Origin of the sequence: Actinoplanes derwentensis, from assembly GCF_900104725.1 — a bacterium.
Lineage (GTDB): Bacteria > Actinomycetota > Actinomycetes > Mycobacteriales > Micromonosporaceae > Actinoplanes > Actinoplanes derwentensis.
In genome coordinates, this window is sequence record NZ_LT629758.1 from 5,030,559 (window position 1) to 5,042,631 (window position 12,073).

Genomic DNA, 12,073 nt, shown 5'->3' on the forward strand with positions numbered 1-12,073 from the left:
CGTGTCCGGCTCTCACAGGGCCGGGTCCGATACGAAACCGGTCTGCATCAGGCGCACACCGCGGCGGGTCACCAACTGCGCACGTCCCGGCGGAAGCTGCCGGGGTTTCGCCTCACCGAGGAACTTGCCCTCCTCCTTGGGGTAGGAGAAGAGCATCGCGGGGGTGCCCAGCTCCCACATCCGCCGGATGACCGGGTCCATCATCGCCCGCATCGCACCGGAGGTGCTCCGCGCGACGATCAGGTGCAGGCCGATGTACGTGCCCTGGGCCAGCAGCGGGAGCACCGGGTCGAGTGCCGAGCCCATGCCGGTGCCCTTCGCCATCAGGTCGTAGTCGTCGACGATGACGAAGAGTTCCGGGCCCTCCCACCAGTCCCGTTTGCGCATCCGGTCCGAGGAGATCTCCGCACCGGGCATGCGCTTGTTCATCGAGACCGAGGTCTGGCCGGCGAGTTCGTACATCTTGTCGCCAGTGAAGGCGAAGCCCACCTGGTAGGCGGCGTCGATCGCGGTGTCCAGGTCACGACGGGAGTCACCGAGCACGACCTTGGCCTGGTCGGGCTGGTAGCGCTGCTGGATGGCCCGCAGAACGAGACGGAGCATGTTGGTCTTGCCGGTCTCGCTGTCCCCGAAGACCAGCATGTGCGGCGTGACCATGAAGTCGTGCCAGACCGGGGCGAGCCGCTGCTCGTCCTGGCCGATGACCACCTTGAACTCCGGTTCCGGCAACGGCAGTTGCTCGACCATGAGGTGCGCCGGGAGCATCCGCACCGGCGGCGCGGCCGGGCCGGGCCAGAAGGTGCCGATCTCCTCGACCACGGCCTTGGTCGCCTCGGCCAGGTCGTTCACGTCGGAACTGCCGTCCATCCGCGGCAGGGCGGCGAGGAAGTGCAGCGCGCCGTCGGTCAGACCACGGCCGACCTGGTTCGGCACGGTCTGAGCCTTGCGGTTGCCGTGTTCCGACTCCATGGCGTCGCCGAGCCGCAGCTCCAGCTTGGTGCCGAGCAGGTCCCGCATCCAGGTGCGCATCTCCGACCAGCGGGTGGCGGTGACGATCACGTGCACGCCGAACGACAGGCCGCGGGAGGCGAGCTCCTGGAACTTCTGCTCCAGCTCCTGGAAGTCCTGTTTCATCGTGTACCAGCCGTCGATGACCAGGAAGACGTGCCCGAAGTTGTCCTCGATCACGCCCTCGGCCACCCGGGTGAGGTAGGTCGCCATCGAGTCGAGTCCGTGGCTGGCGAACTCGGCCTCGCGCCGCTCCATGACCTGAAGGACCTCTTCGACCGTACGGACCACCCGGTCGCGCTCCATCCGGGTCGCCACCGAGCCGACGTGCGGCAGCCCGGAGATCGAGGCGAGGCCGCCACCGCCGAAGTCCAGCCCGTAGAACTGGACCTCCCGCGGCGTGTTCGCCAGCGACAGCGCCAGGATCAGGCTGCGCAGCAGGGTGGACTTGCCGCTCTGCGGGGCGCCGGCGATACCGACGTGCCCGTCGGCGCCGTTCAGGTCGACCACCAGTAGTTCCCGCAACTGTTCGGCGGGCCGGTCGACGATACCGACCGGGACCCGGAGACCACCCCGGACGTACGGGTCGTCGATGGTCATGCCGCGATCCGGATCGGGCACCACGCTCGGCAGCAGTGAGTCCAGGCTGGGGGCGCTGGACAGTGGTGGCAGCCAGACCTGGCGGGCCGGCGGGCCCGATCCGGCGAGCCGGTCCAGCAGCACCTCGACCAGGCTCGGCCCGTCGGCGGTCGTGGGGGTCTCCTCCGCGGCCTGCTCCGGGCGTTCCGGACCGGGGTCGTGCCGGACGGCGACCTGCCGGGTGGTGAACGGCACCACGTCGGCGGGCAGATCGTCGACGGTCTCGACACTGCCGGCCTTGCGGCCGCTGCCGGTGTACGACCCGGAGACGTACGCCGCCTTGAAACGTACGAGATTAGTGGTGTCGATCTTGAGGAAGCCGTTTCCGGGCTCCGGCGGCAGCTCGTAGGCCGCACCCACCCCGATCACGGACCGGGATTCCATCGACGAGAAGGTCCGCAGGGCCAGCCGGTAGGACAGGTGGCCCTCGACCCGGTTGATCCGGCCCTCGTCGAGACGCTGCGAGGCCAGCAACAGGTGGACACCGAGCGACCGGCCCAGACGCCCGATGGAGACGAACAGGTCCATGAACTCGGCCTTGCTCGACAGCAGCTCGGAGAACTCGTCGACGATGATCAGCAGCACCGGGAACGGCACGAGCTGCGCGCCGTTGCCACGCGCCTTCTCGTAGTCGAACAGCGACGCGTAACCGCTGGCCCGCAGCATCTCCTGACGCCGGGTCATCTCACCGTTGAGCGCGTCCTGCATGCGGTCGACCAGCGGCAGTTCGTCGGCCAGGTTGGTGATGACCGCCGAGGTGTGCGGCAGCTTCTCCATGCCGATGAATGTCGCGCCGCCCTTGAAGTCGACGAGCACCAGGTTGAGGATCTCCGAGCTGTGCGTCGCGGCCAGACCGCACACGAGCGTACGGAGCAACTCCGACTTGCCGGAACCCGTGGCGCCGATGAGCAGACCGTGTGGTCCCATGCCGCCCTGCGCCGACTCCTTGAGGTCGAGTTCGATGACCTCGCGCTCCTCGGTCACGCCGATCGGCACCATCAGACGGTTGCGCTGCGGGGTCCGGGTCCGCCACAGCGCCTGCACGTCGAAGGTCATCGCGTCCCGGATGCCGAGCAGCGTGGTCAGTTCGAAGCTGGTCTCCAGCGGTTCGTCGGAGACCTCCAGCGTGCCGCTGGTCCGCTTCGGGGCGATGATCCGGGCCAGGGCCTCGCACTGGACGTCGTCCAGGCTGTCCCGCTGCGCCGAACCGGTGGCGGCACCGGCCGGGAACTCCACCACGTCGTCCTTGACCGTGAGCCGCAGAACCTTGGGGCCACCGGGCATCGCACCGGTGAGATCGAGCAGGACCGTGTTACGGATGCCCGCGCCGAGCAGGCGAGAGCTGTCCGGCAGGTCGACCAGGTGGGCGATGATCACGACAAGCGGCTCGGCCGACGTCGACCGCACGTTCTTGTCGTGATCGCCGCGGTCGGTGACGTCGGGCCCCAGCATGTCCATCAGCGCTTCGTGGGTGCCGGCGAACATCCGCACCGGCCCGGCGGCGTCGAACGCGGTCGGGTGCGCGTTGTGCGGCAGCCACTTGATCCACTCCCAGGGGCCGCGGTGGACCTCCGCGGCGAGCACCGCGATCCGCAGTTCGTCCGGGGCGTGGAAGGTGGCGAGCTGGGCCACCATGGCCCGGGCCAGATCGATGGCCGGGTCGATGGCACCCTCGAACTCGACGCTGGTGAAACTGGTCAGGCCGACCGAGGTCGGAATTCCGGAGACCGTCTGGTACGCCTCGGAGAAGCGCCGCAGCGAGATCGAGGAGAGTGGTTCGAGATCCTCGATCGGCTTGGTGGACGGCGGGTTGAACTTCAGCATCGCCTTCTGCCGGCCCAGTCCGATCCGCACCCGGCCGAAGTCCTCGTGGCTGGACCGACGCTCCCAGAGCCGGCTGCCCATCGCGACGGACCAGAGCCAGCTCGGCTGCGGGTTGTTCCACAGCACGAACCTGCGCTGCTGGTCGGCGGCCTCCCGGGCCTGCTTGCGCAACTGGCCGATGTACCGCAGGAAGTCCCGGCGCTCGCCCCGCATCTTGCGCTTACGCTCGGCGGCCGCCCGGCCGATCTGCATGACACCCATGAGCAGCATGCCACCGGCCATGGCGCCACCCATGACGTACATCATCGGGGTGCGGTTGTAGAGGCCGAACATGGCCAGCATCGCGCCCATGCCGAGGCCCATCGGCACGACCATCGCGAACGAGCGGAAGTCGAGCGGGGCCTCCTCCGCCATCAGCGGGGGCTCCTGCAACTCGATGGAGCCTTCCGGCGCCTCGGGGCCCTGCGCACGGGGCGGACGTTTGATCGTGACAGTACTCATCCGAGCATCCCCGACTCGTCGTCGTTACCGCCCCAGGCGGTGTTCTCCTGGCGGAGCAGCTTCACCGAGTAGCGGTCGTTGCGGTACCGCTCGGTCACCTTGACGTCGTCGTCCTCCTCGGCCTGCCGCTTCTTCTCCTTGGCCCGGGCCTCTTCCTCCTCCTTGCGGAGACGGTCCTGCTCGTCCCAGTACGCCTTCGCCCGCGCGGCCTGTTCCTCTTCGTCCTTCGCGAGCGACTTCGTGAACTCGGCGTCGCTGACCCCCTCCTCACCGCAGGGACGCATCTTGTCCAGGTCGGCGCTGAAGAAGTCGGGCACACCACCGGCCGACGGGGCCGCCTTCGGCGGAATCACCCGCCGCCATACGGCACGAGGAGGTTGCGGGGTCTCGGACATCGTCACCCTTCCGTACCGTCGTCGGACGGTTTGCCGCCGGTCAGCCAATCCGCGTCGCCGGCGTCGTCCCAGCCCGACATGTCGTCGGGTTCGTCATCCGGCCGGACCAGTGGCACGTGGTCGTCCACCGGCCGCCGCGCAGTGCCATCACCACCTGGGGTGGTGCCGTCACCACCCCAGGTGGTGTCGTCCTCGCGCAACAGCTCGGCGGAACCGGAACGCTCCCCGGTCTCGTCGTCCTCGGCACCGTCGGACCGCCGGGGTCCAGCACTTCTCCGGTCGTCGCCGTCCGTGATGGCACCCGCTCGGCCGAGCCCCGCGGCCAAGCCGACCCCGGCCACGCCACCAGCACCCGCCGCGATGGTGCCCACTCCGGGCACGACCACGACGACCTCCTCGGCCTTGGCCGCCACGGGCTTCTTCGGCACCGTGTCGGCCGGGACGGCGGGGCCCGCGCCGGACGGCTGACTCGACTGCCCGGCCGGTCCGGCCTGGCCCGACGAAGTTGTCTGGCCCGGCGAGGCTGGCTGACCCGGCGGCGCCGACGGGCTCGCTTGGCCCACCGGCACCTGTCCGGCCTGCCCAGGGGCACCGATGAGCACCGGGGTGGCCGGGGATCCACCGACGACCGGCGTCTCGGTGATCGGCGTCTCGGTGATCGTCTCGCCTTCGGCGGGTGCCCCCGGACCGCCGACGACGGGCGTGCCCGGAAGGTCCACCGCGGTGGGCAGCTCGACCGCCACCGGCGGAACGATCACCTCGACCGGAGGCGGCGGGCCCACCGGCGGTACCGTCGCCTCGGGCACGTTGGGCACGGTCACTTCCGGCGCAGTGACATCAGGAACGATCACCGCCGCCACGTCGGGCACGGTCACTTCCACATCAGGAACAGTCACCACCGACACGCTGGGCACGGTCACTTCCGGCACGGTTACGTCAGGAACGGTCACCGCGGGCACGGTCGTGTCCGGGGCGTGGGCTCCGGGAGGAGTACCGGCATCCGGGATCTCCACGGCCGGGGATTCCGTGACCGGGACTTCCATTTCCGGCGTCACGGCGGCCGGGACGTCCGGGGCCCCGATGTCGGGCACGCCGAGATCCGGCCGGTAGTCCACCGGCACGCTCAGATCCGGCACGCTCAGATCCGGGATCGTCACTGCGGAAACCGGGGGCGGTGTGGCCTCGAAGCCCGCGCCACCGGCCGTGACTCCGCCGGAGGAGTCCGGCGTGTGGTCCACCGGGCCCGAACCGGACCAACCCGTCTGGTCCTGCTCCACGAGAGCGGAGGCGTCGGTGGCGCCCCCCGGTGCAGCGTCCCCGGGCGCGTTGCTGCCCGGCATGCCGGGCATGGGCGGCGGCATCCCACCGGCTCCGGTAGAGGCCGGGACGGCGGGGGCCGGGATGGCCGTCCCGCCACCGGCCGCCGGGGCTTCCCAATCGGGTACGCCGACCGGGGCAGGCGTCTCGACCGAGGTCCCCGCACCCAGCGATCCGGTGTCCGGGGCGATCCAGCCCGGTGTCTCCAGACCCGCACCGCCCGCACCGGCACCGGTGGGTGCCTCCGGGGTGCCCGCGCCCAGGTTCCCGGACGGCTTCCAGTCACCGGCGTCCGCGCCGATCAGCCCGGAGGCATCCGGGGAGTCCGGGACGCCTCCGCCCGGGGTTCCGCCACCCGGGGCGCCCGGCGAGCCAGGCATCATCGGCATGCCCGAGCTGGGCAGTCCCGCGCCCGGTCCGGTCGTACCCGGTGTGGTCTGCGTGCCCGGTGTGGTCTCGACGACCGGGAGATCCGGCAACCGCGGCGCGGTGGCCCCGTCGAAGCCGCCACCGCCGGGAACCGCACCGCCGGACCCGTTCGGGATTCCCACGTCCGGCACGAGCTGCTGCCAGTCGGAGCCGTCGCCTTCGACGAGCCCCTTCGAGTCCGGGGCGTCGGGGAGACCGGTGCCACCTCCGGCTCCGGCACCGGGAGCGCCGCCACCGGGCATACCCGGCATCATCGGCGACTGGAGACCACCACTACCCGGCACCGCACCCGACGACGAACCCGGCCCCTCGACGGCTCCCAGCGACGGGGACTGCCAGTCCGAGCCGTCACCTTCCACGAGCCCCTTCGAGTCCGGGGCCTCCGGCACACCCGAACCACCACCGGCACCCCCACCGGGGGCACCACCACCGGGCATACCCGGCATCATCGGCTGCTGGAGACCACCACTACCCGGCACCGCACCCGACGACGAGCCCGGCCCTTCGACACCACCGAACGACGGCGACTTCCAATCGGTCGCATCGCCTTCCACAAGCCCCTTCGAATCGGGAGCCTCCGGCACACCGGCACCACCGCCGGCACCCCCACCGGGAGCACCACCACCGGGCATACCCGGCATCATCGGCTGCTGGAGACCACCACTACCCGGCACCGCACCCGACGACGAACCGGGCACATCCACACCACCGAACGACGGCGACTTCCAATCGGTCGCATCGCCCTCGACAAGGCCCTTCGAATCCGGGGCCTCCGGCACACCCGAACCACCACCGGCACCCCCACCGGGAGCACCACCACCGGGCATACCCGGCATCATCGGCTGCTGGAATCCGCTGCCGCCGGTGCCCGGCGAGGCGCCGCCCGGCGAGTTCGGGATGTCCACGCCGGTGAATCCACCGGGCTTGAAGTCATCGTTGTCGCCGAGCAGGCCGTTCGCGTCGGGCTTCTCGGGGAGGCCGACACCGCCGCCCGCGCCCGCGCCACCGCCACCGGCTCCGGGTGAACCCATGCCGGGGATGCTCGGCGGGTTGAAGCCGGTTCCCCCTCCGGTGCCACCGCCGCCTGGAGTCCGACCGCCCAGCTCGCCGGGACCGGTGACCGTCGGTGGCCGTACCGAGTTGCCGCCACCGGCGCCGTTGCTGTTGCCGCCTCCGGTGCCACCGGCCGGGGCTTTGATCACTGGGGGGATGACGGCGGCGGCGTTACCGGATCCGCCACCGGCACCGCCCGGCGGGTTGATCACCGGGGCTTCGAAGCCCGGCAGGCCGGCTCCGGTTCCGCCACCGGCACCGCCGGTACCGCCGGGCGTGCGGCCGCCGACCTCCCCCGGGCCGTTGAACGCCGGCGGGTTGACGGCGGAGTTGGCACCACCGGGTCCACTGATGTTCGGGCTGTTGAAAGCGGGGGTGGTGACGCTCGCGAAGTTGCCGGAGCCGGGGCCGGAGCTGTTGAACGCCGGTGTGGTGACGTTGCCCGGCCCGCCCTTGAGGGCGGGGGTGGTGATGCTGTTGAGGTTCGGCGTCGTGATGTTCGGCACCGTGATGTTCGACGGCGCGGTGATCACCGGTGTGGTGACCCCCTTGATGTTGGGGGTGGTGAACACCGGTGTCGTGAGCGTCTGCGTCGTGAAGGCCACGGTGGTGAGGTTCATCGTCGTGGTCTTCGGCATGGTCGGCGTGGTGATGGCCGACGTGGGCATGGTGACCCCGGACGTGCCCGCCTTGTCGGTGGTCATCTTGTACTGGGTGGCCACCGTGTCGACGACCTGCGCCATCTGTTCGGCCATCGGCTTCTCGTACTCGGTGCCGCTGATCGGCACCGGTGCGTTGCTGTTGCCACCGACGCCGTTCTGTGAGGCGATCGACGCCCAGGCACGGTCCAGATAGGAGATCGTCTGCTGACCCCAGGACAGATAGTTGGCGGCGTCGTAGAGCTGCGACGGCAGCGAGTTGAGGTTCGTCGACGAGTTGATGTTGTTGGCGGCGGTGTCGGAGTGCGGAATCGCGCCACCGGCCAGGTGCTCGGCCTGTTTACCCAACAGGTCGGCGTAGAAGTTCATCTTGTCCTGGAACGCGGTGGCGGCCGGGCCCTTCCATGCCTTGTCGTCGCCGATCATCGACTTGGTCGTCGACCGGATGGTCTGCTCCAGCCAGATCAGCAGGTCCTGCGTCGCCTGGAAGGCACGCGCGGCCTCGACGACGGACGCCACGTTGACCCGGCTGGCCGCGTAGTTCGAGCCCGCGTCGGTGGTCAGCGCCGCACCGCCGTTGACGGCGGCCTCGAGCTTCCGCCATCCACGGGTCTCGGTGGCCCAGGTCTTGTAGTCGTACAGGTCCCCGACAGGGATCACCTTCGGCGGGAATGTGGATGCCGATTCCGACGGGTCGTTCCATCCGTCGAGCTTGGTTTCACCGAGACCGTTGCCCATTCCCTGTCCTCAATGCGAGCACTACCCAAAGCGGTTTCAACACCGAAGAGCCTTGCGGTCGTACGTACGGCTAGTTGCCGTCGGTCTTGATGGTCTTCGCTCCGTAGCCGCCCAGGCCGTCGAGCCCCTTGAACGACTCGCCCATGATCGCGGTGAGTTTGTCCGTCGTGAGCGAGTTGAGCTCTTCGAGGTTCTTGTACTCACCGGCCATCTTCAGCAGGGCTTCCGCCACCGCGATGAGGGAGGTGTTCATGTTGACCAGCATGTCTTTCATATCGCCCTTGACGCCGCCGTCCTGGGCCGTCGCCCCGACGATCGCCTGGCGCAGCACCTCGGCCCGCGCGAAGCCACCCGGCTTGGGGTCCACCGCGTTCAGCTGGTCCACCGTCGACAGCAGGACGTTGCCGGGGCCGGTGAGCTTCTGCAGCACCTCTTTCGCGAACCACTCCAGAGCGGCGGTGTTGACTGCCACGCCATTGGTCGCGGCGGCGTCACCCTTGAACCCGCCGATGGCCGGCGGCTTGAAACCAGAGCCGGTCGGGGTGGTGTTCTCGTCGATCCAGTCGGACTGCGAGTTGAAGGCCGGCGGCCGCACGTTCGAGGGATCGGTGATCTGTCCCTTGTAATCCTTGACCAGCTTCTTCCAGCCCTCGGTGTCGAGGATGTTCGCGCTGTACCAGTCCCGCGACTCGACCCATTCCGGGTGCTCGCCACGGACCGAGTCCTTCCAGGTGTCGTAGTTGACACCGGTCCGGTCGTTCGAGTGCTTGTTGTAGTACGCCATCCACGAGTCGTGGGCCGCCTGCGTGGTCCCGGCCGGGTAGCCCTTGGCCTCGTCATGCGTGGAATAGGCGTGCATCGCGGTGATGGCTTTCTCGTTCGGGTAACCCCAGTCGACACTGGCCATGACATTCCACTCCACTCGGTGCTCGGTGTTCGGCGTACGCGGGTACGGACAAAGGCGGAAAGCCCAGCGGCCCGGGTCATCGAGCGCACCGGGCCGGGGAGGACAACAGGGCTGCCGCGCCGGAGGGCACGACAGCCACGCGACGTGTGGATCAGCCGCCGCGGACGTCGTTCCAGATCATCGCGTGGCGCTGCTCGGTGGTGCCGTAGTTGTCCGAGATGGTCAGCAGCGTCTGCCGCGCCTGCTCGAGGTAGACGACCATGTTGTCGGCCGCGTTGTTCCACGCCAGCTTCGAGACGTAGTACTGGTCGCGGGCGGCACCGGTCCACTCCTTGAGGCTGGCCTCGACCGTGGACTCCATCTCGTCGAGCGACGTCTGGATCTTCTTGTTGATGTTGTTCATGTCGGTCAGAACAGCGTCTGCCTGCACGAAGTCGAAGGTGTAGTTGGACATGTCAGTCCTTTCGGGAGGTCAGGGGTTCAGGACTTCGGCTCAGAAGCCGGGCAGGGCGGCGCCGAACGACTGCGCCACGCTGGCGGCCTCGTCCTCGGCGGACTGGTAGCCCTTGGTGGTCACACCCATGACCTCGAGCATCTTGATCAGCTCGTTGATGACCTGCTGGAAGGCCCGCTCCCAGTTGTCCATCGCCTGGTTGAAGCCCTGGGACGCCGACCCGGTCCAGGAGGCGAGCAGGATGGCCATCTGGCCGTTCACCGAGCGCAGATCACCGGTGAAAAGGGTCGCCTTGTCGGAAAACTCCTGGGCAGCCCTCTGCATACCCGGTTCGGTAGTGCTAACGGCAGGCATCGTCACGGCCGGACTCCTAACATCGCGAACTTGGCAGTGAAGAGTCTTGATGGAAAGGCCCACCGAACGACAACTCAGATGCGGGCTCGATGTCCGAACGTCGCCGAACATTGCACGACAGCGCTCCGTTCCGTCGTTGACGGGCCGAAAGGCCGGGTAGACCGGTTGCACTTTCAGGCACTTAGAGGGTGCCCATGGTTCCGGTGGCCGCTACGAGGATCTTCACTGGAAAACGGCGTCTTCATCAGACGGCGGCGTCGAGGGAGTGGTCCGGCTTGAACTACAGCGAACGCATCGAAGGCCTGTTCCAGGAGTACGAGAAGCAGCGCAACAGCCTCACCGAGATGCAGGCCAAGATGAACGCGCTCTCGGCCACCGCCATGTCCCCACGTCGCGAGGTGAGCATCACCGTCGGCCAGAACGGCGTGCTGACCGACATCCAGTTCCCGTCCGCCGCCCACAAGCGTCTGACCACCGCCGATCTCACCAGACTCATCATGGAGACGTACGGCGACGCCAAGGAACAGGTGATGAACCAGGCCGCCGCGGTGCTGGCGCCGATGCTGCCGGACGGCCTCGATGCCCAGAAACTCGTCCGCGGGCAGGCCGGCGCCGACGCGTTCCTGCCCAAAGAGCCACGCATGGTGACCAGCGTGCGAGAGCTCCTGGCGCGGGGCGGTAACGCCGAATGATCAACAACAACCCCGGTGGCCGGCTCTGGGTCGACCCGGACGGGGTGGAGGGCCTCGGACTCGCGTACGAGGGTCACGTGGAGCTCTACGACTCCTACCTGTCCCAGTTGACCGCCCTGCGTTCCCGGTACGCCAACGCGTGGGGTGACGACGACATGGGCAAACAGTTCTCCACCAAGTTCCTCGAAGGCATCGACAACCTCGAAGCGATCATCGGCGGGGTCAAGGGCACGCTGGCGTACACCTCGGCCGGTCTGACCGAGAGTGCCCGCGCCTACCGCGAAGCCGACGAGGCGGCCGCCGAGGTCACCGGCAAGATGTCCAAGAGCTTCGAAGGTCTCGACCGTCCGCTTCCGGCCGTCACACCCGCCGAGGGCTCGGTCCGGCGCGAGGCAGCCCGGACGACCCGGCACGCGGTCCGCGCCACCACGAACGAGGACGGCACCGTCCCGCTCCAGCCGATGCTCGCCGCCCGGCTCCCGGCGACCCCGGCGACCGACCCGGAGACCGGACAGCCCTTGCTCCAACGCGCGAGGACCGTCGAGGGCCAACTCCTCGAACCGGTGACCGGGGAACGGCAGCAGGCGGTGAAGGGCCGGACTCTGGAACCGGCCGAGGGCGCGCCGTTCTACAGCTCACGCAAGCCGGTCGAGCCCGCGTACTCGCCGCTGCTTCCGGCCGAACCGGGCCTGCCGCTGGAGCCGACCCAGTCGCACGCGAGAAGTTCCTACCATGCGGCGACGCCCGCGATGCCGGCCATCTCGTCGATGTACATGCAGCCGTCGTACTCGACCGCTCACGTCGGCGGCGAGCCTCTCCCCCAGGGCTACCAGTTGATCTCACTGAACCCGTTCGAGGACGGCAGCACCCGGGTCGACGCGAATCTGTACGACTCGGTCACCCCGCTGACCGGCGCCGCGGTCACCAATCCCGACGGAACGGTCATCGATCCGGGCAAGGGCCAGTTCTTCGTGGTCAAGGAGAACCCGAAGGTGGACCCGACCGCGACCGGTTACGAGCCGTTCGTGCTGAGCTATGCCGCCGACGGCACCCCGACCCCGATCTACACCGGCTTCTGAGCGCCTGACCGGCGATAACCCGAC

General features: G+C 68.9%; 8 protein-coding genes. 2 read left to right on the forward strand and 6 right to left on the reverse strand.

The window, feature by feature from the left end:
* Positions 1-12: 12 nt before the first annotated feature.
* The 6 genes from eccCa to BLU81_RS22385 all read right to left on the reverse strand — a co-directional run bounded on the left by eccCa (position 13) and on the right by BLU81_RS22385 (position 10,284).
* Positions 13-3,972, reverse strand: a complete 3,960-nt coding sequence (gene eccCa, locus BLU81_RS22360; protein WP_092546454.1) for a type VII secretion protein EccCa — start codon at positions 3,970-3,972, stop codon at positions 13-15.
* Positions 3,969-4,367, reverse strand: a complete 399-nt coding sequence (locus BLU81_RS22365) for a hypothetical protein (RefSeq protein ID WP_092546455.1) — start codon at positions 4,365-4,367, stop codon at positions 3,969-3,971. Before BLU81_RS22365 ends, eccCa begins: the two co-directional genes overlap by 4 nt.
* Before the next feature lie 2 nt (positions 4,368-4,369).
* Positions 4,370-8,485 (reverse strand): hypothetical protein, encoded by a 4,116-nt coding sequence (locus tag BLU81_RS49930; protein ID WP_157751735.1) that lies wholly within the window; start codon positions 8,483-8,485, stop codon positions 4,370-4,372.
* A gap of 148 nt (positions 8,486-8,633) precedes the next feature.
* Positions 8,634-9,470: a hypothetical protein gene (locus BLU81_RS22375; protein ID WP_092546457.1), complete on the reverse strand. Its 837-nt coding sequence runs from the start codon at positions 9,468-9,470 to the stop codon at positions 8,634-8,636.
* Between the two features lie 151 nt (positions 9,471-9,621).
* Positions 9,622-9,924, reverse strand: coding sequence for a WXG100 family type VII secretion target (locus BLU81_RS22380; RefSeq protein ID WP_092546458.1), 303 nt, complete (start codon positions 9,922-9,924; stop codon positions 9,622-9,624).
* A gap of 39 nt (positions 9,925-9,963) precedes the next feature.
* Positions 9,964-10,284 (reverse strand): WXG100 family type VII secretion target, encoded by a 321-nt coding sequence (locus BLU81_RS22385; RefSeq protein ID WP_092546459.1) that lies wholly within the window; start codon positions 10,282-10,284, stop codon positions 9,964-9,966.
* A gap of 269 nt (positions 10,285-10,553) precedes the next feature.
* On the opposite strand from BLU81_RS22385, the gene BLU81_RS22390 reads away from it, so the two are divergent.
* Complete coding sequence (locus BLU81_RS22390) at positions 10,554-10,970, forward strand: YbaB/EbfC family nucleoid-associated protein (protein ID WP_092546460.1); 417 nt, start codon at positions 10,554-10,556, stop codon at positions 10,968-10,970.
* Positions 10,967-12,049, forward strand: coding sequence for a hypothetical protein (locus BLU81_RS22395; protein WP_092546461.1), 1,083 nt, complete (start codon positions 10,967-10,969; stop codon positions 12,047-12,049). The genes BLU81_RS22390 and BLU81_RS22395 overlap by 4 nt, the downstream gene beginning before the upstream one ends.
* Positions 12,050-12,073: the final 24 nt, after the last annotated feature.